Source organism: Pseudomonas salmasensis, assembly GCF_014268375.2.
GTDB classification, from domain to species: domain Bacteria; phylum Pseudomonadota; class Gammaproteobacteria; order Pseudomonadales; family Pseudomonadaceae; genus Aquipseudomonas; species Aquipseudomonas salmasensis.
On the sequence record NZ_CP077083.1, the window covers coordinates 5,928,947 to 5,948,159 of the forward strand.

Sequence of the window (19,213 nt, forward strand, 5' to 3'; positions counted from 1 at the left end):
ACGGCTCATGCATCGAGCCCCTGGCCATACCGTGTCGATACGGCAAGCGCACGACAGCCCTTATCCAGGCCATTCGGCTCTTGAAGGTTGGAAGCACGGTCGTCGCGGGGCGTTCACCGCAAGAGTGAGCGAAGCCGATGAACTGCACATACCGGTCAGTCAACCGGTTTGAACTCCTCGTAAAAAGCGCCCCCTACCTTGAACAGTCAGCGCAGAAGCAGCGCTGACCGAACTGAGGAAACAGGCATCGGGCAGATGCCGGGGCGAACGAGGGCGAGCGCATGATGTTGATTACGGGCGGTGCGGGATATATCGGTGCGCACGTTGCATTGGAATGGATGGTCCGAGGCGAAGAGGTGTTGATATTGGACAACTTATGCAATAGCCATCGCTCGGCGATCGACCGGATAAGCACCTTGGCGGGCAAGCGGCCGGGGTTCATCTATGGCGACGTGCGTAATCGACGTTTGCTCGACACCCTGCTGCGTGACTACCCCATCGATGCCGTGGTGCATTGCGCGGGTTTGAAAGCCGTTGGCGAAAGCGTGCGCGAGCCGTTGCGCTACTACGACACCAATGTCGGCGGCAGCGTGGTGCTTTGCCAGGCCATGGCACAGGCCGGCGTGTTCCGGCTGGTGTTCAGTTCATCCGCAACGGTGTATGGCGACTGCACCCGCATGCCGATCAACGAAGCGTGCGCCACCGGGCAACCGACCAACCCGTACGGGATGTCGAAGCTGATGTGCGAAAACGTCATGAAAAGCGTGGCCAGCTCCGACCCGCGCTGGTCGATAGGCCTGCTGCGCTACTTCAACCCGATCGGTGCCCATGCCTCCGGCCTGCTGGGCGAGGCGCCGACCAGCACACCGAACAATCTATTGCCCTATCTGCTTCAGGTTGCCAGCGGCGAGCGCCAAGCGTTGTCGGTCTACGGCAAGGACTACCCCACCCCGGACGGCACCGGCGTTCGCGATTACATCCACGTCGTGGACCTGGCCCTGGGTCATATCCGCGCGCTGGAAGCATTGCGCGAGCGCCGCGGCGTCAGTATCTGGAACCTGGGAACGGGGCGAGGGTATTCGGTGCTCGACGTGATCAACGCCTTTGAAAAAGTGAGCGGCGTCCAGATCCCCCTGAACTTCGAAGCGCGCCGCCCAGGCGACATAGCCTGCTGCTGGGCCGACCCGCAAAAGTCCATCGACGAGCTGGGCTGGCAAGCGCGCTATTCGTTGGAGCAAATGCTCGCCGATGCGTGGCGCTGGCAATGCAACCAGCGCGAGCATGAGGTGGTTCGGCAGGCGAATTGAAGCGCGCGCATTGGCGGGGGACATTGATTCGGATTACACCGGAGTCAGCGCTGGAATGGAAGAGATGTCTCAAGACGTCATCCTACGGCTCGAAGCGCGTGGGACTGGGTTCTGCAATGTCCCTGCAAGATGTAGCGCCGTCCGTGAACTGGGACTCAAAAGCGGCCCTCCTGTTCCAAAAAAGGCATAAACCCCGAAATACGGGCAGCAATCAAGGGCAGCGTTGCGCACCATGCTGTTTGTGCACACTCAGAAAGGCGAGCTCGACCCCTCGTTTCTACTGACCCATCCCATGAACCCAGAGGCAGTGCGAATAGTTTCACGCCGACGTCCGGCGTGAAACCACGCATCGCGCAAACTGTCAGCTCACTTGGGCAAGCAGGTCGTCGCGAATGAACTCGCGAACCGTGGCCAGGTGCGTTTCTTCCTGCTGCAACGCCGTTTTAAAGCGCTTGGCGATCAGCGGATGCCCGCCTTTCTCGGCCAGTTCAATCAACAGTTCCCAGGCGGCGTTGTCTTCCAGTTCGATGGTCAGGATCGCACTCATCGACTGCGAGACAGTCGTGCGCGGGTCAGTCAGTACCTGCAGCACACCCATGGCCTTGACCCCGACCACGTCCGCACACGGCGTCATGGCGGTGGGGTCGGCGCCCAGGGTTTCGATGGCTTCGCGCACCAGGTTCATGTGCTCGATTTCTTCGGCCTGGATCTGGCGCAAGGTGTCCACCAATGCGGGGTTGGCGCCCGGTGCCGACGTGGCCTTGGCCACCATCGCTTCATATAAACGTACGCCGCTGCGCTCGAAAGCCAGACGCTCTCCGAGCTTGTCGAGCAGCACTTCAGGCGCCTTGCCGATGGTCTTGTCCAGCGCGGTCTTGACCACACCCTTGGCCCTGCATGGAGCCGGCACTGAACCGATTAGGTCGGCTTCGCGAATAGCGCGCTCGCGCTCGGCGGTGTAGGCGCTCATGTCGCCGGGGACATCAGCGGGAAACATGCGCGTAGCTTCCAATTGGCGTGCGGTGCCTTCAGGCGACATCTGCGCGCCGGTGCGGTTGGTGCCGATGATCACTTGACGTTCGCTCATTCCTGTTCTCCCGCTGGGTTGAGTTCGGTGCCCGGTTTGAAGGTGTAGCCAGCCGACACCTCGTTGGCCGGAACGCCTTCACTATTAAGGCGTGCGCGTTGATCCAGAGACGCCTGCCCTTCCCTTTCCTTTGGCACGTAATCGATGCCATGAGCACGCAGGTCGAGCTCGCGAGACAAGGTCTCGCGCACGAAATCGCGCTGGCTTTTGAACTCGATCATGCGCGGCAGCGGGCCGGCCAGTACCTCGGCGGGATCGCGGCGTTCGTATTGCTTGAATAACTCGCAGGCCAGGTTGAGATGGCCCAGTTCATAGTCGACAAAGCGTTCCCAGAGCGCCTTAATGCGCGGGTTTTCTTCCTGCTCGGCGCAACTGGCGTAGGTGTAGACCTCCATCGCCTCGTGCACCAGCCACTTTTCCATGAAGGTTTCGCTGGGGTCCTGCAACGCACCGTACTGGGTCACATGCTGCTCCTCGACCGAGGCGATTTCGGCATACAGCGCGCGGGCGACCGGGTCGGCGAACAACGGACCGATGTTCATGTAGTAATCGTGGGTCTGGTATTCGGCCCCGGTGATCAGTGCCGCGTGGACCTTGGTGATCAGTGCGGCATTGTCTTTCTGATAGTTGTCACGCAGGTCATCGCCGGGGGCGCGGTGATGCTCGCTGGTGGGCCTGCCGGGTACGAGGTCGGTGTAGCCCTGCAGAATGTTATTGGCGTCCTTGCCCTCCAACCGGTCGAGCATCGCGGCGTAGCGGTAGAGGTGGTCGAAGTCTTCCAACAGGCCAAAGCGATAGGTCTGAGCCTGGTAGGGATCTGGCTCATTCTGGGCGACGGCGGCGGTCACCTCGATCGCCACCTGCTCGTAGGCAACGGTGGTTTCCAAGGGCGAATGGTCCGCAGACAGCAGCCAGTTGACCGCCGTCATCTGGTGTTGCTCGACACGGCGGATCTGCGCCAGCGGCAGCTGCAACTCTTTGTGAAACCGCGAGCCAAAATGCTTGAGTCGCAAGGCGTCGGATTCAACGCCGTTCATCAAAATCACCCGTACCCGGGTGAATGCATCATCGTCCAGCTTGCTGATCGGCTTGCCAGCCAGGTCGCGCCAGGTAAAGCTCTGCTTGTCTAAGGGCGTGCCCTTGTTGTCCAGCAGATTATCGATTTTGGACATGGATTGATCTCCTTCATCAGTCATCACCAAGTGACTTTTTCAACGAGCCGGCACCTTAATTCTCGGCTCTAATTGATGACAAAGAGATCGCGCGAGGGCATCGAAATTTTGTGACCGTCCTCCGATGAACGGTTAGCTAAGACGGCCAGTCGCACGTGCAACCCGACTCCGCAACCGGAGTCGCGAAGCGGTTGCGCCCCTACGGCAATTCCCAGCAGCATCAGCGCACCGCCGCATACGCAAATATTCCCTTTGCTGGGAAGGTGGCTGCAACCCTAGCGGCGTTCCGGTCGTGTACTAGCACGCCGGCCCCGGTGAAGGAGCTTCGTCCGGTAAGCGTCAGTTCTGACATCCGGATCACTACCGCATCGTGATGTTCGATCAACGCGGCGCCCTTCGCTCCACGCCACTGGGATAACTGCACAACAACACGACGCAGGCGCTGGTCGAGAACCTGGAAACTTCGCTAGCGACTGGATATTCAAAGCCGGCTGATCAACGGTGGCTCATGGGGGCACCACGCTCGCTTTGGCTTATCGCGAGTCTCATCCGCAGCGCTGTCTGGGTTTCATCTTCAGACGTATTTCTGGACTCACGATGAGATCAACTGGTTCATCCACGGCATGCGCCGGTTTTCGCCCGGCGCAGGCGAGAATTTCGTGAACTTCATTCCCCAGGAGGAGCGGCTGGATCAGCTGCAGGCTTATTTGAACGAATGACTGGCGACGATGAGCAATCACGCGGCGAAGCCATTCGCACCTGGGTTCATTACTCGGCCAGTTTTCCATTGTTGCGCCACGATCCAGACGGCGTTGAGCTATCAGGGTTTACAGATCGAAACGGTGAATTGAAGCGTCCGATGCCCCCTACCGTGGACCTCGCGGTATTACGCTAGTTAGGTTGAAACCATTTTGACCGAAGACGCTATTCTGACTACGAACTCAAGCAGTATCGCTAGCGGTTTTTTCGTCCCGTGTCCGATCCCAAAAACGCCGAGCCAGGCTGTTATGCACTGCAGTCGCGCAGACTGCCGCCTGGCCCGTAGCAACGCAGATTTGTTTGAGAGAGCCCACGACATCTCCGACCGCGTAGAGCCCGCTGATCGATGTGCATTGGTGGTTGTCAACGTGCAAAGCGCCCTCCTCGTCTACCTGCACGCCCAGTTGCACGGCGAGCTCCGAGCGATATCGCGAACCCAGCGACGGATAGACGATATCAAAGCAAAACTCTTCGCCACTGCTCACCTTCACGAAGACTTTGCCATCGCTCACTTCGATGTACTCGACCCGCTCTCTGATCAGACGTATGCCCGCGCGCTGCGCTGTCGCGATCTCTTCCTCACTCGTTTCGCTATCACCCTCGGCGAGCACAGTTACACGGTCAGTAAAGTTGCGCAAAAACAGCCCGTGATTAATCGCACAGTGTGCCTCGCCATACACTGCCACGTTATCACCGTTGACTTCGTAACCATCGCATATAGCGCACAGCCGGATGACCGACTGTGCAATGCCATCATAAGGTCGATCCATCTGCGGCAAGGTATCGACGATTCCGGTTGCCAGCACCACACGGGGTGCGCTCAGCGCTCGTCCGTTGAGTTGCGCAACGAAACCGTTGCGATTCTTGAGCAGACTCTCCACACGTCCGGCTTCGATTATCGCCCCGTACGATAGAGCTTGCTCGCGTAATCGATCGAGCAAGTCGTTACCCGATATGCCTGGTGCAAAGCCGGGGTAGTTGTGTGAAAGCGGAATCAGACTTGCGCGACTCTGCCCGCCGTCGGCGACCACGACCCGTCGGTGGAAACGGCTTAAATAAACCGCAGTCGTGAGCCCTGCAGGGCCGGCACCGATAATCAGGCAATCGACGTCGCTATCATCGGTTGAGGCGGATTCGGAACCTTCTGAAGCGTCCCGGTATGCTTCTGGCTTATGTGACATGCACTGTCCTACCAATGACGTTCGAGCCGATTGACAGACGACAAAAAGATTTATCAATCACTTCACTCTACAAACGGCGGCGTCTGATGAACGGTCACGCAAGTCGATCAAATGCTTCTTCTTTTCCGCTCGTCTGCTCAGTCAAAGGAGTTTCGAACCGCGCTGCAACACCTTGGATCGCATTTACATGATTCGCCGCATTCGATCCCTTAAACGGATAAGACGCGACGTGGCGGGTCCTTTTGAAGTGCCACTGCCAGGAGTTTCCGCGATGTGTGAGTACATTATTCAACACGATATGACCGAGGGGGTTGAAGCGTTGTTTAACGCAGCGCAGAACCAGAATATGAGCGGTGCATTTGGTTTGGCGGACGGCAGTCTGCACCGAACCTGCGAACCGCAGCACAGCCGAAACGTGATCAAGCCGAACATGTGCGTGGATGCCATACGCAGCCGCAACGGGTTATTGGAATGCCTCAAGGTTCGCTGGGGGTGGAAACCGTTCTGGTCGATGGGAACAATGCCGCCGATGACTCATCTGCCTCTGCATCTGGTGATGCGTTCACGGGTATTCGACATGCTCAAGCGCGACGGGCGCATGCTCATCGCAGTCGATGGCTGGTATGAAGCCTGCGAAGTCGAGCAATCAAAAAATAGCCCTCGCCTCAGCTACACCACGTCACGTCAAAACGGGCCGATTTTTCTCGCGGCACTAGCACAAGCCAGTGAACACTTCAATGGCTGTGACGGCCTCGCACTGGTCACGCACGACGAGACATCCACCAGACAGCAACGCCTGCTGGCGTTCACTGCCGAGGATGCGCAGGTATGGCTACGCCCCGATTTGCAATGGGATCAGGCACAGGACCTCGCCATGCACATGGCGCTGGCAGAACCGCAGTTGGAGCATGTTCTGTCCTCCACGCGCAGCCTGCGCGGCCGATGAGTTCCAACATGCTTTTATTGAGGGTCGCTCGAACCTTACAAGGCCACACCGAGCGGCCCCTACTAGTTCGGTGCCGAAGTTTGAAACTCTCAGGCACCAGCAATCTGCCAATAGTGAGGGCGAACAATGCAAGCACCCTGCGAAGTCACCTACAAACTGTTCCCTGCGATCGAAGAGCCGCGCCGCAGCGGTACGTTGAAAGTCGATGACATCCATACGCTTTACTGGGAAGAAAGCGGCAACCCTGGCGGCGTTCCGGTCGTGTACTTGCACGGCGGCCCCGGCGAAGGAGCGCCGCCCGGCAAGCGTCAGTTCTGGGATCCGGATCACTACCGCATCGTGCTGTTCGATCAACGCGGCGCCCTTCGTTCGACGCCACTGGGAGAGCTGCGCAACAACACGACGCAGGCGCTGGTCGACGATCTAGAAACACTTCGCGAGCATCTGGACATCGAAAGCTGGCTGATAACCGGTGGCTCATGGGGAACTACACTCGCTCTGGCATATGGCGAGGCTTATCCGCAGCGCTGTCTGGGTTTCATCTTGCGGGGCGTATTTCTTGGCACCGAAGATGAAATCGACTGGTACATCCACGGCATGCGCCGGTTTTTCCCGCGTGCACACGAGGATTTCGTGAACTTCATTCCCGAGGAAGAGCGGCAGGATCTGCTGCAGGCTTATCTCGATCGCATGACGGGCGATGACGAAAAACTAAGCGGCGAAGCCATTCGCGGATGGATCCGCTACTCGACCAGTTGCTCATTGTTGCGCCACGATCCTGATGGCGTTGAAAGCCAGGCCGCCGATGGCCAGACCAGTAATGGTATGGGGCGGCTTGATGCCTGGTACTTCAAAAATCGTCTATTCCTTGAGGAGGACCAACTGATCAGTAACATCAAGGTAATCAAACATCTCCCGTGCAAAATCATCCAGGGTGGGCACGACATGATCGCCACGCCCAATTCCGCTTTCCGCTTGCACAAGGCTTGGCCAGACTCGGTGCTGAAGATCATCAATGACGCCGGCCATGCGCCATCTGAGCCGGGGATTATCAGCGCACTGATCGAGGCGACCGAGCAGTTCAAGGAGATGGGGAAGTTCTGTTGAGGTCAATGCATGGTCCACTTATACGGATTGATTGAACATTGAAATATGTAATGAGTTGACGCTCCTAATATCCCGCTTGAGTGGGGATCCGAAATGTTTCTGAATAACTCGGAAAGCGGGGTGAAGACTTCAAAAAGTGTGGTCATGGGCCTGGCGCTCGGCAACCGTGTCGGCGAGACCGCGCCCCCGCTCTCTGGCAGCACATGCGCCGCCGTCGGCGATTAATCGCCGACGTGTTTCAGTCGGATTTCATGATCAGCTCACGGCTCGGGTATCAGTTATGGGCCAAGTGGTGTTGCACGAAATGTACTATTCGGTAAGCGATTAGAGCCTCAATTTGCGTATTTTACAAACTGGTAATGAACACTCTGATCCTGGCCGCGCTTGGCCGAAAGCGGGCGGTCGTGAGCGGCAGATATCGGCCGATTCTGTTGAAAACAGTCGGTTTGCACAAACGCTCGAATACTGATGGGTGAAAACACCTGCTTTGCATGTTGCTACGTGAACTCCGAGGCCTGAACCTTCTGCCAGAAATTCAGATTTTAATCTTAGGCGCGAACTTTTCTGCCGTGGAATTCGAAGTCGACTTTTTCAACAGAATCAGCCAAAAGCGGTCGGTCAGACGCCCTGATAAATTGAGGGCATGAAAGACTAATCCCGTCTAACGCTTAAAAGCATACCCATCCAGAAGCGTGCAAAGCCATTGGACGCAACCTGGTGTACTGTATCGGTTGAATTCACAATCCGGCTATTTAAAATGTGCGAGCAGCGTTTTCAAGGCTATTTTTTGAGATCCAAGCTCTGCTTGCTCAATTTTATATTCGTTGATCTGACTTGATCCCGGTACAGAGTTTTTTCGGGTAGAAATCGAGCGAGGAGCATTTGCTTCTCATGCAACCCCCTGATCGCGACCCAAATCGCTTCTTCGATGATTTTATCCTGCGACTCTCTGAGCACAGCAGCGGTGTAACTATGCCCGGTGTGGCAACGGAAGCGGGTTAGTGCTCCACTTAACTGCCACAAGCTGCCGCCGCACTCAGGGCAAGATAATCCACTCAGAGAACCTATCGAATCCAAGGCCTGCCCCCCTCCGGCATTCATGTCGTGCACTAGCTCATTTTCTGTAGCCATGGGCTCGATACGCTTAGCCACTGACCCAGCCATTGTTTTCGTAGACCACTCGCTCTCCCTCTGCACGATGATGTCGGCTAGGTCTGACAAGGACAAACACGCGTCCACATCTACATGACGAAGCGCGCTTTCTGGCATGGATCGAGCTTCTGCTGTATCTGGATCCTGAACCAGGGCCACGCCCCCGGTAGGCCTTTATCACCTCCAGTCCGGTTACACCATCATCGAGCTGCCCCGTGAGAATGACGCCTATTGCTCGGTCGCGATGGCTGATGGCTGATGGCTGATGGCTGCAGACCTGAACATGGGATCAATTGCTGGCCGGGCATAGTTTTCTTTAGCGCCTCGCAGGATGTTAATCGCCCATTTTTCAATCAGCAGATGATGGTCAGGAGGAGCAACATAAACGTGGCCTTTTTTATGGCTTCATCCTGCTTGGCAAAGCTTACCTTAAGAGCAGTATTCTTCGACAAAATCGATGGCAACGAGCTGAAGTTGTTGCCGATGTGCATCGTTACAAATACTGCGGCGGGCAGATCGCTCGGTAAGTGATTAAAAAGCAGCGTTAGCGCATGTAGTCCCCCGGTCGAAGTTCCAATCACAACAACCTGGTCCGCAGCGTTGTTAGCGTCCACTCGCTTTATCCTTATTGATGAATTTCGTCTCTCGCTAGATGGTGACCTCTATACATGAGGGACGTTCCAACAGCCGAAGCTGCCCGAGACATCTAAGCTGAGGTGTTGCACTTGGTGTTGACGAAGCATCGCGAACAAGCGTTCGCGGGACAAAGCGGCACGCTTGAGTTCATCCAGTGGATTCCCTTGATGAATGATCGTTCTGACCGAGCCCAAGATCACTGTCTCGAAGCGTGGAGACCGGACACTCCACCTCGCCATCGAGTAATGCAGCATGATCACGGACAGCATGATGATGCTCGGCGGGAGCAGGCCCCGTCCGATGGCCTGCAACGGCACCCCGAACGCCCCAGCGAGTGTCACGACCACGGATACTCGAATAACGTGTACTGCGACGCGCCCCTTCGCCCGAGCAAGCGCATTGAACATATGATCAGCATAAAAAAGGATCATCGCGCGCAAAGCGATTTCCAGCAAAGAGCCCCAGCTGTCTTGTTCGAGCAAAAAGACGATAGGCAGTTTCGGCCGTAAACATACTCGTTTCGTCAAACTGACTTCATTGTGTCTGCGCCGCGCTGCAGCGAGGTCCATACGTCTTATGACGCGCCCGGACCACAGAGTTCCGAGGATATCCAAGGTTGGTCGGATAAATGGTCGATGGCCGTGGCGGCGATAAAGGTCGAACCTTCACGCAAGGCAACAGGTCATTTTTGATGAGACGTTAAGGCCTCGCCAGTGCGGGTTTAGTTCTGAAGGTTGCGTGCCTAGGTGCCCGCAACCGAGTCAATGTTGGAGAAATCATGAACGCGGATAACAAAGCCTTGCTCGAAAAGCTTCTGATGGCTTACGGCCCGGGTGGCCAGGAAGATGAAGTGCGAGATATGCCAGACAGAGTTGGCGCATTATTGCGACGAAGTCACTGTGGATCGCGCGGGCAATGTCATCGGTCGCATCAAGGCATCGTGCGATGTTGACCCCGCCGAAGGAATCCAAATCATGGCGCACCTCGATGAAATCGCGATGGTCGTCAAGTTGGTCGATGAAGCCGGAACATTGCAGGTGGAAGCACTGGGCGGCGCGCAGCCGATCAGCTTTGAGGTGGCCCCGGTCGATATCCTTGGCGACAGTGGGTCGCTGCCCGGTGTGCTGTCGTTTGGTTCGATGCACAGCAGCGGCGGTACTACGCCTTTACAAAGGTCCGCTCTCGGCCGGTTAGCGACCGTGGCTCTGTTTAGCCATCCTTGTCTATCCACACATGGAGGGCTTGTCATGAACATCATCGCTAACCGGCCAACATCAGACTGGCTTGGTGCCTGCTGGGAAATATGATTTATATTGACTTAACCGATACCACTTCTACATAGCGGAATTTTTTCCTGGCTGCTTTGGTGGCTTCCTGTTCTGCCAGCAACGTACTCAGAGTATCGGCTTCATGGACGATCTCAAGAGTCCTTCCTTCAAACTCATTGCTCACACGAAGAGTTACCCGAAGCCTCGAGGTAAAGGCTTTGGGGGCTTTCTTTTTCGCCACTTTTGATACGGGTGCGGCAACGAAGTCCGGCTGGATTTCTTCCACGGGAACGGTGCTCGTCGGCGCAGCTATTTCAGCGTAGCCGAACAATGCTTGGCGCATCTCTTCTTCGGTCAATTCTTTGTTCATGCTGGTTCTCAAGGGGCTGATCACTAACCCAGTGCAATTCTAACAGCTAGTCTTGGCGAGGCAGTTTCCATCTACCGGAATGTGTCCTGGACACTACTCTCCTGTGGGGAACAAGGCTGATTAATTCGCATCGGACTCCCCACATTTCAAATGTTCACATCCAACGAATAAAGCGACAGGTTACAGGTTGACTAACAGAATCACTTCGGTACCTGCAAGCGTGTGGCGGGCATTAGAGGATGCCTATAACTGACGTAGGCGCATAATCGCCATCAGTGATGGCTCGGCCATTTTGGTCGGGCGTTTCCATGGCCCCCATTGCGTTAACGGCGACACCTTCCACTCCATCCTCTGAGATCCATTTGGTCACTTCTTCAAGGGCGGCTGCTAGGGCGTGCTGGTTGTGCAGGAGCAGTGTGAGAGCGTCCGCTGTGGCTATGTTGGCTTCAGAGTTATCTGACATGGGAATCATCCTGGAGTAAGTGGTATTGGAAGACTAGCTAAACACACCGTTGGCTGGAGCCATTTCCCCCAGACCCGCTGACACTTGGAGGTATTTGCACTGACTTAACGACTCATTTGCAAACGACCTCAGTAAGCACTCCATCACTTCCCTTCTCCGCGATATAGCCGGTAACCAAACTCGCTACATGGTCAGCGCCTGTATCGAAAATAAAATGACGTAGCGTGTTTCGTATTTTTTACTGCTGAGCCCTATTCGGCAGTTGGATGCTAGCCCCATAACCAAATGGGCTATCCACATGCCAACTGTATTTTGCCGAATCTGCTGTTTGCTCGTACTGACCACGCTCAATAGTGGCAGCTATGCCGCATCAGCTCTTGAACAGGATCAGTTAAGCCTGATTTTGCAGCAACTCGACACTATCGAACATCTTGCGACAAGAGCCCAGATAGCTAGCTCGGCTGAATCAACGGAGCGTTATCGCTTCGACTATCTCCGCCTAACTCAAGACATCCAACGCATTCGTCTTGGTGTGCAGGACTACCTCTCTCCCTCCCGCGCTCAACCCCGCGATCCCAGTGAGCTGGTCGGCGATTACCGCCTCGACACTCCGTCTTCGGAACCTTCGCCATGAGCATGACTGACGCTCAGACCGCAGCCTTCCAAAACGCCTCCGGCTTTTCGGCACAGAGCAGCTCAACACTGTGGCTGTCTCTGGTTCTCGTCCTTGCTTTGCTGTGGTGTGCCTGGGTGATGTGGACGGCTTACCGGGGCTGGGCGACAGGAAGCATGCGCTTTGGTGCCTTTGGCGGAAGCGCTGCGCGCGTACTGCTTACCTTGCTGATTTTGATGTTCTTCACCCTGTCCTAACATCGGAGATCGCCATCATGCTCAAGTGCCTTGTCCCCCTTAAAAACAACCTGCGTGATCGTGCAAGCCAACGCTTGATCGGTCTGCTGCTGGTCCTTGGTCCTGGCCTAGCTTTTGCCGACCTACCGACCATGGAGGCGCCTTCCCGAGGTGAAGGTTCCGGGTTGATCGAGACGATCAAAAACTACGCCTACGACGCCGGCATTCTGCTCGGCCTGCTGATTGCCCTGCTCGCATTTCTCGGCGTGGCCTGGCATTCCCTGACCGTATTCGCCGATGTCCAAAACCAGCGCAAGACCTGGAAAGACCTCGGCGCGGTAGTCGGTATCGGCGCCCTGTTGGTGGTGATCATCATCTGGTTTCTCACCAAGGCTGCCGCGATTCTGTGAGGTTGGCATGAACGACACTATCGAACGTCTTGCCGACGGCACTTTGGTCTTTCTGCCAGAGCGACTCAATCGTGATCCAGCCGTATTGCGCGGTTTAACCAATGATGAAATGTGGGTGGCCCTAGGCACCGGCGCCGTCATTGGCCTGCTGGTGGGCATTCCTTTGGCGATCGTCACCGCCTCGATTGCCGTGGCGCCGACCAGCATGATCGCAGGCATGACAGTGGTGTTATTGGTCGGGGGCACGCTACTACGTCGGGCCAAACGGGCTCGTCCCGAGACCTGGTTGTACCGCAAGCTCGAATGGATACTCGCCAGCCGTTGGCGCCTGGGGCGTGGAAGTTTGATTCTCCACTCTGGCGCCTGGACAGTTCGCCGTTCGCGTCGACTTCGCCCCGCCCAGTCTCGGTGGCAGCCATGAGTCGATTTCGAAACAAGGTCGATGCCCAACAGGCCCATATCTTCAGCCTGCGTCTGGCGATAGTGATGCTCGCTCTACTAAGCGCCGGACTATGGTATGGCTGGCGCTCAGCACCGACCGATCTGACCGTGCATGTCCCCCCTGATCTGCGCGCGGGCAGCACACGCAAGTGGTGGGATGTTCCCCCAGAGAATGTGTATGCCTTTGCCCTGTACATCTTTGGCCAACTCAACCGCTGGCCCTCGGATGGCGAGCAGGATTATCGCCGCGCCATTTATGGCTTGCAGTCCTACCTGACACCTGCTTGCAAGGCCTTCCTCGACGGCGACTATGAGTATCGCAAGGCCGCCGGCGAACTGCGTCAACGGGTGCGTGGCGTCTACGAAGTTCTAGGCCGAGGCTACAGTGAAGATCCGGAACTGCGGGTCAAGCAACTTGATCGCGACAGCTGGTTGGTCACCCTCGACCTCAACGCTGATGAGTATTACGCCGCCGAACCGGTGAAACGGGTGGTCGTGCGTTATCCGTTACGGGTGGTGCGTTTCGATCTAGACCCCGAACGCAATAAGTGGGGCCTTGCACTGGATTGCTATCAGGGTACGCCGCAAAAAATCTCCCTGCCTGGGGGTGAGCCATGAAGCGGATTTCTACCCTGGGACTCACCCTCACACTTATGCTATCGGGCGCTGCAGCGCAGGCCGTCGAACTGATGCACTGGGAACGCCTACCGCTCGCGGTCCCACTGGTGATCAATCAGGAACGAGTGGTCTTTGTCGATGAAGCGATTCGTGTCGGCGTGCCTTCCACTCTGAAGGATAAACTGCGCGTGCAATCAACCGGAGGCACGCTGTACCTGCGCGCGTCGGAAGCCATTGCACCGACACGACTGCAACTGCAATCGGTCAAGACGGGCGAGATCATCCTCCTGGATATCGCGGCCACGCCTGGCGATCAACCGCTGGAGCCCGTGCGTATTCTCAAGAATACTCCGGTGCAAGCTATCGAGTCTGAATCGAGTACCGTCGCTGTTCCAGAACGTACGCCGATCCCGGCCGCGTTGACGCGCTACGCCGCGCAAAGCCTGTACGGTCCGCTGCGCACCGTGGAGTCCCTGCCCGGCGTACGCCGCGTCCCGCTCAAGCTGCGTACCGAACTGCCGACCCTGCTGCCGAGCGAAAACGTTTCCAGCACACCCATCGCCTCCTTGCGGCTCGGTGACTATTGGGTGACGGCCGTGAAGTTGCGCAATCGAGGTACAGCGACGGTGCAACTAGATCCGCGTCAGCTTCAGGCAAAACTGTTCGCCGCGACCTTCCAGCATGCTTTCCTCGGGCCGGTCGGCAGTGAGGAAGACACCACGATTGCCTACCTCATCACGCGCGGTGCCGGCCTCGAACACGCCGTGATGCTTCCGCCCGTTGCGCGAGGTACTGACGATGAAGGCTAACGCCTTGCTCAAATGGCTGGTACCGGCTGCGCTGCTGGGCGTGGTGCTGATCATCATGAAAAGCTGGGTCGCGGGAGGCAATACGCCCTCTCCAGAGCACCCAGTTGATCAGGGCGATATTCAATTATCTGCCGAGCAAGCCAAGTCGCTCGGCATTGCGGGCGATACCCCACGCGACACGGTCGCCACCTTGGTAGGCCAAGTGAAGGCCATGCGCAGCGACATGCTCGGTTTGAAGAAACACAATGATTCACTGCAGACGGAGAACAACCGCCTGCGCGAGCGGGAAAACAGTGTTGATTCGCGTATTCAGACCGCGCTTGGCAGCGTGACCCAGCAGGTCGACGAAGGCCGTCGACAAGCCAACGAGGCCCGACTCAAAGCAGAACAAGACACTCGTCAGGCTCGCGGTCTACTAACGCAATTGCAGGAGCAGTTGTCGGGGCTGGCCGGCAAAGGCAAGGATATGCCGATCGGACTGGGGCTTGAACCGGGCGATGGGGACCAGTTCGAAGGGCGGCATTCTGCCAACGATGCGCTGCAGTGGATTGAACCCTCGGATGCTCCCTCCACCGAAACCCGAGGCAAAACCAAGACCTCTTCCGCACCGAGTCTGCCTAATGCCTTCAACTCGATCGAGGGTTTGGAGGACAATGCCATCGACCGCAGCCAAAAGCAGTTACGCGAGGTCACCAAGGGTGAGCGTGACCTGACGCGATCCGGTGATCGTACCGAAGGTGCAAAGCCGGTCTACACCATTCCCGAAAATGCGACATTGATGGGCTCGGTCGCCATGACCGCGCTGATTGGCCGAGTCCCCGTGGATGGCACGGTGAATGATCCCTATCCCTTCAAGGTGCTTGTCGGTCCGAAAAACCTGACGGCCAACGGCATCGACCTGCCGGACGTCGCTGGGGCCGTGATGAGCGGCACGGCGTCCGGTGACTGGACCTTGTCCTGCGTACGCGGACAGGTCGAGTCAATCACCTTTGTGTTTACTGACGGCACCATCCGTACGGTGCCTCAGCCAAAAACGGTCGCCAGCCGCAATGCCTCGGCCACCCAAAGCTCAAACACTGACAAGATCCGCGGTGGACTTGGGTACCTCTCAGATCCGTATGGCATTCCCTGCATCGCCGGCGAGCGTCGCTCGAATGCCAAGCAGTACCTGGGCAGTCAGACTCTGATCACTGCCGCCGGTGCTGGCGTCGCCGCCCTACTCGGGAATGAACAGAACAACAGCAGCGTCATTAGTTCGGGCGGCAGTGCCTTCGGGGTCACTAACAACAGTGGTAATAGCGCACTGACCTCAATTATCAGTGGTGGGGCCAGCGACATTCGAGAGTGGGTCAACAAACTGTATGGCGAAGCCTTTGCTGCCGTGTACGTACCACCGGCAGCACAGGTCGCCCTTCACCTCGACCATGAGATCACCATCGACTACGAGCCTAAGGGCCGGAGCGTTCGCCATGAAAAAGATCCTACGTCTCTATCTGATCTGGATTAGCTTGCTCTGCTGGGTCCTGACGGGGTGTTCCACCGACAAGGACACGCTTTTGCCGCATGGCGAGCAAACCATGCTGGACATCTGGAACGGCGCCGGCTCACAGGGTACTCAACAGCAACTGTTGGATGCTCGGCAACAGTTGCGTCGCCCGTTGGCTCAAACAGATCTCTCCGCTGCGCTCCAGGAACCGTATACGCGTACAGCAGCGAATGAAATTCGCAACCTGTTCCCTCGCCTGCCCAATCCTGATTTGGTGATGTACGTGTATCCGCATCTGAGTGGTACCGAGCAGGCACCAGTGCCGGGGTACTCGACCGTCTTTCCATTCTACCAACGGGTGCAGTACGCACTGCCGGGTGAACGTCAGGAAGATCTGTAATGTGTAGCGACGATACGGGCAACTCCACGTCTGCATGGAAAGCCTGGCGCAACCCATTGCGCCCCCGCGCCACACTGGCCGATGAAGCTGCGCTCTATGCGCACAATCCCAGCTTCACCGATCATCTGCCGTGGGTCGAATACCTCGACACCGAGCAGTGTTTTCTACTAGATGACAATCGCTCTGTGGGTGCAATATTCGAGTTACTGCCCATAGGCACCGAAGGGCGCGAACCCGATTGGCTAACGGCAGCCCGCGATGCCATAGAAGATGCCCTGCAGGATAGCTTTGACGAGCTGGATCAAGCGCCTTGGGTGGCGCAATTTTTCTGCCAGGACGACAACGACTTCACCCCCTACCTGACCCGGCTCACCGACTATATTCAGGACGGCGTCCGAGGCACGGTTTTCACCGAAGCGTACCTGGAACTTATTCGCCGACATTTGAAAGCCATCTCCAAGCCCGGCGGCCTGTTCGAGGATAAGGCAGTCACGCGCCTGCCCTGGCGAGGAAACAACCGTCGGGTGCGATTGGTGATCTATCGCTGGCTTGAGTCTGACGGTGAGGAGGCGGGACTCAACCCAGTGCAATCGCTGCGACAAACTTGCGAACGTGTCGCTGTTTCGTTGCAGGCGTGCGGGGTGCAATCGACGCTAGTTGATGGCCGAGGTCTGTATGCTTGGTTATTGCCCTGGTTCAATCCAGCGCCCAAGCTCACAGATGAATCGCCCGAAGATTTCTACCGCCGCGTGGCCTATCCGGAGTCCGACGAAGGCGAATCGCTGGAGCTACCCTTCGATCATGACTTTGCCGAACGCCTGTTCTTCAACGAACCGCGTTCGGACGTGCAGCATGGACTCTGGTTTTTTGATGATCACCCCCACCGGGTAATGGTGGTGGACAAGCTGCGCCGGGCGCCATTGATTGGTCAACTCACTGGCGAAATCCGCAAGGGAGACGCGGTGAATGCCCTGTTCGACCAGTTACCCGAAGGCACGGTGATGAGTCTGACCCTGGTGGTCAAACCACAAGATGTACTCGAAGATCAGTTGAACCGTCTGGCACGCAAAGCCATTGGTGAAAACTTGGCTTCGACTCAGGCCCGTCAGGATGTTGAAGAGGCTCGTGCGATCATTGGCCGACAACACAAGCTGTACCGCGGCACCCTGGCATTTTACGTGCGCGGTCACGATGAACAGCAATTGCACCAACGCTCAGTCGGCCTGACGAACGCGCTGCTGGGTGCGGGGCTACAACCGGTGCGTGAGGGCGATGAAGTCGCCGCCTGCAACAGCTACCTGCGTTGGTTACCGATGGCTTACAACCCAGCCCGCGACACACGTAACTGGTACACACGCCTGATGTTCGCCCAACACCTGGCAAACCTCGTTCCAGTCTGGGGCCGCAGCACTGGCACCGGCCACCCAGGTATCACGCTGTTTAATCGTGGTGGTTCGCCTTTGAGCTTTGATCCTTTGTCACGTTTAGACAGAGCAATGAACGGCCATCTGCTGTTATTCGGCCCCACCGGCGCCGGCAAGTCAGCGACCCTTGTCACCTTGTTGATGCAGATCATGGCTATATACCGCCCTCGCCTGTTTATCGTAGAGGCTGGCAACTCGTTCGGCCTGCAGGGTGACTACTTCACAACACAAGGCCTGTCGGTCAACAAGGTCCAATTGAAACCTGGTACCGCGGTCAGCCTCGCCCCGTTCGCCGCTGCCTGGCGCCTGGTCGAGCAGCCGGATCAGGTGGCGAGTCTATCGATCGATGATTGGGACGATGAGGTGGTAACCTGTCGCGAAGACCAGCGCGATGTTCTCGGCGAACTGGAAATCACCGCCCGCCTGATGATTACCGGCGGCGAAGCCAAGGAAGAGGCGCGCCTGAGTCGAGCCGATCGCAGTCTGATCCGGGAGTGCATTCTCGATGCAGCGCAGACCTGTGTCGCAGCGGAGCGCCAGGTACTGACCCGCGACGTGCGCGACGCGTTGCTGCGCGTCGCCGCCGACCCGCACTTGCCAGAGAAACGTCGCGAGCGTGCCCAGGAAATGGGCGAGTCCATGGACCTGTTTTGCCAAGGTTTAGAGGGTGAACTGTTCGATCGTGAAGGCACACCTTGGCCCGAAAGCGATGTGACCATTGTTGATCTCGCCACTTACGCTCGCGAAGGCTACGAGGCGCAGATGTCCATCAGCTACATCTGCCTGATGAACACCGTGAACAACCTGGCCGAGCGCGACCAGTACCTGGGCCGACCGATCATCATGGTCACTGACGAGGGCCATATCATCACCAAAAACCCGTTGCTGGCGCCGTTTGTGGTCAAGGGCACGAAGATGTGGCGCAAGCTCGGAGCCTGGTTCTGGCTGGCGACGCAAAACCTTGCCGACTTTCCTTCCGCCGCGCAGACCATGCTCAACATGATCGAATGGTGGATTTGCTTGAACATGCCGCCCGCGGAAATCGAAGAAATCGCACGGTTCAAGAAACTCACGCCGGCACAGAAGGCCTTGCTGCTCTCCGCCAGTAAGGAGCCGAGGAAATACACTGAGGGGGTCGTGCTATCGAAGAAGCTCGAGACGCTGTTTCGGGCCGTGCCGCCCAGTCTTTATCTCGCCCTGGCCATGACGGAGCCCGAGGAAAAAGCCGAGCGCTGGACACTGATGCAGAGCACCGGCTGCTCGGAACTGGAGGCGGCTTACCGGGTAGCTGAACGGATCGATAGGATGCGAGGAATTAAGTGAAACGG

Annotated in this window: 18 protein-coding genes and 3 pseudogenes; 14 read left to right on the forward strand and 7 right to left on the reverse strand. The window is 57.2% G+C overall.

Annotated features, from left to right (window positions below; translation table 11 throughout):
• The first annotated feature begins 281 nt into the window (after positions 1 to 281).
• Positions 282 to 1,307, forward strand: coding sequence for a UDP-glucose 4-epimerase GalE (gene galE, locus HU731_RS26755; protein ID WP_003235874.1), 1,026 nt, complete (start codon positions 282 to 284; stop codon positions 1,305 to 1,307).
• A gap of 361 nt (positions 1,308 to 1,668) precedes the next feature.
• Here the strand turns inward: galE and HU731_RS26760 are convergent, their stop codons facing one another.
• The 3 genes from HU731_RS26760 to HU731_RS26770 all read right to left on the reverse strand — a co-directional run bounded on the left by HU731_RS26760 (position 1,669) and on the right by HU731_RS26770 (position 5,506).
• The gene (locus HU731_RS26760; protein WP_003235876.1) at positions 1,669 to 2,394 is read right to left on the reverse strand and encodes a DUF892 family protein; all 726 of its coding nucleotides are present in this window, start codon (positions 2,392 to 2,394) and stop codon (positions 1,669 to 1,671) included.
• A complete protein-coding gene (locus HU731_RS26765; protein ID WP_003235878.1) occupies positions 2,391 to 3,566 on the reverse strand; it encodes a hypothetical protein in 1,176 nt (391 codons plus the stop codon). The genes HU731_RS26760 and HU731_RS26765 overlap by 4 nt, the downstream gene beginning before the upstream one ends.
• A gap of 941 nt (positions 3,567 to 4,507) precedes the next feature.
• A complete protein-coding gene (locus tag HU731_RS26770; RefSeq protein ID WP_003235880.1) occupies positions 4,508 to 5,506 on the reverse strand; it encodes an NAD(P)/FAD-dependent oxidoreductase in 999 nt (332 codons plus the stop codon).
• 187 nt (positions 5,507 to 5,693) lie between these two features.
• Between HU731_RS26770 and HU731_RS26775 the strand changes: the two genes are divergently transcribed.
• From HU731_RS26775 to HU731_RS28770, 3 genes are all read left to right on the forward strand, one after another.
• Positions 5,694 to 6,452, forward strand: coding sequence for an SOS response-associated peptidase family protein (locus HU731_RS26775; RefSeq protein ID WP_186606227.1), 759 nt, complete (start codon positions 5,694 to 5,696; stop codon positions 6,450 to 6,452).
• 126 nt (positions 6,453 to 6,578) lie between these two features.
• Positions 6,579 to 7,559, forward strand: coding sequence for a prolyl aminopeptidase (gene pip / locus HU731_RS26780; RefSeq protein ID WP_003235885.1), 981 nt, complete (start codon positions 6,579 to 6,581; stop codon positions 7,557 to 7,559).
• 93 nt (positions 7,560 to 7,652) lie between these two features.
• Positions 7,653 to 7,784: a hypothetical protein gene (locus HU731_RS28770; protein ID WP_264083081.1), complete on the forward strand. Its 132-nt coding sequence runs from the start codon at positions 7,653 to 7,655 to the stop codon at positions 7,782 to 7,784.
• A 555-nt stretch (positions 7,785 to 8,339) separates the two neighbouring features.
• Here HU731_RS28770 and HU731_RS28875 read toward each other — a convergent pair.
• Together HU731_RS28875 and HU731_RS26805 are read right to left on the reverse strand one after the other, a co-directional pair.
• Positions 8,340 to 9,325, reverse strand: a pseudogene (locus tag HU731_RS28875) (chemotaxis protein CheB).
• Positions 9,326 to 9,373: 48 nt separating this feature from the next.
• Complete coding sequence (locus HU731_RS26805; RefSeq protein ID WP_032871010.1) at positions 9,374 to 9,874, reverse strand: DUF421 domain-containing protein; 501 nt, start codon at positions 9,872 to 9,874, stop codon at positions 9,374 to 9,376.
• 251 nt (positions 9,875 to 10,125) lie between these two features.
• Here HU731_RS26805 and HU731_RS26810 point away from each other — a divergent pair.
• Positions 10,126 to 10,507 (forward strand): annotated as a pseudogene (locus HU731_RS26810) (M42 family peptidase); the annotation flags it as partial.
• A 148-nt stretch (positions 10,508 to 10,655) separates the two neighbouring features.
• Here the strand turns inward: HU731_RS26810 and HU731_RS26815 are convergent.
• Both HU731_RS26815 and HU731_RS26820 read right to left on the reverse strand, forming a co-directional pair.
• On the reverse strand, positions 10,656 to 10,985 hold the full coding sequence (locus HU731_RS26815) for a hypothetical protein (protein ID WP_003235890.1): 330 nt from the start codon (positions 10,983 to 10,985) through the stop codon (positions 10,656 to 10,658).
• A gap of 243 nt (positions 10,986 to 11,228) precedes the next feature.
• A pseudogene (locus HU731_RS26820) lies at positions 11,229 to 11,448 on the reverse strand (hypothetical protein).
• Between the two features lie 298 nt (positions 11,449 to 11,746).
• On the opposite strand from HU731_RS26820, the gene HU731_RS26825 reads away from it, so the two are divergent.
• Genes HU731_RS26825 through HU731_RS26865 form a run of 9 tightly spaced genes read left to right on the forward strand, consistent with a single transcriptional unit; the run spans position 11,747 to position 19,208 of the window.
• Positions 11,747 to 12,082 (forward strand): integrative conjugative element protein, RAQPRD family, encoded by a 336-nt coding sequence (locus HU731_RS26825; protein ID WP_080627556.1) that lies wholly within the window; start codon positions 11,747 to 11,749, stop codon positions 12,080 to 12,082.
• A complete protein-coding gene (locus HU731_RS26830) occupies positions 12,079 to 12,318 on the forward strand; it encodes a TIGR03758 family integrating conjugative element protein (RefSeq protein WP_003235895.1) in 240 nt (79 codons plus the stop codon). Before HU731_RS26825 ends, HU731_RS26830 begins: the two co-directional genes overlap by 4 nt.
• A gap of 17 nt (positions 12,319 to 12,335) precedes the next feature.
• Positions 12,336 to 12,707, forward strand: coding sequence for a TIGR03745 family integrating conjugative element membrane protein (locus tag HU731_RS26835; protein WP_003235897.1), 372 nt, complete (start codon positions 12,336 to 12,338; stop codon positions 12,705 to 12,707).
• A gap of 7 nt (positions 12,708 to 12,714) precedes the next feature.
• The gene (locus HU731_RS26840) at positions 12,715 to 13,128 is read left to right on the forward strand and encodes a TIGR03750 family conjugal transfer protein (protein WP_003235898.1); all 414 of its coding nucleotides are present in this window, start codon (positions 12,715 to 12,717) and stop codon (positions 13,126 to 13,128) included.
• Positions 13,125 to 13,766, forward strand: a complete 642-nt coding sequence (locus HU731_RS26845) for a PFL_4703 family integrating conjugative element protein (protein ID WP_032871013.1) — start codon at positions 13,125 to 13,127, stop codon at positions 13,764 to 13,766. The genes HU731_RS26840 and HU731_RS26845 overlap by 4 nt, the downstream gene beginning before the upstream one ends.
• Positions 13,763 to 14,575 (forward strand): TIGR03749 family integrating conjugative element protein, encoded by an 813-nt coding sequence (locus HU731_RS26850; protein ID WP_032871016.1) that lies wholly within the window; start codon positions 13,763 to 13,765, stop codon positions 14,573 to 14,575. Before HU731_RS26845 ends, HU731_RS26850 begins: the two co-directional genes overlap by 4 nt.
• The gene (locus tag HU731_RS26855) at positions 14,565 to 16,082 is read left to right on the forward strand and encodes a TIGR03752 family integrating conjugative element protein (protein ID WP_186606226.1); all 1,518 of its coding nucleotides are present in this window, start codon (positions 14,565 to 14,567) and stop codon (positions 16,080 to 16,082) included. The genes HU731_RS26850 and HU731_RS26855 overlap by 11 nt, the downstream gene beginning before the upstream one ends.
• Complete coding sequence (locus HU731_RS26860) at positions 16,045 to 16,461, forward strand: TIGR03751 family conjugal transfer lipoprotein (RefSeq protein WP_032871020.1); 417 nt, start codon at positions 16,045 to 16,047, stop codon at positions 16,459 to 16,461. The genes HU731_RS26855 and HU731_RS26860 overlap by 38 nt, the downstream gene beginning before the upstream one ends.
• Positions 16,461 to 19,208, forward strand: coding sequence for a conjugative transfer ATPase (locus HU731_RS26865; RefSeq protein ID WP_003235907.1), 2,748 nt, complete (start codon positions 16,461 to 16,463; stop codon positions 19,206 to 19,208). Before HU731_RS26860 ends, HU731_RS26865 begins: the two co-directional genes overlap by 1 nt.
• Positions 19,209 to 19,213: the final 5 nt, after the last annotated feature.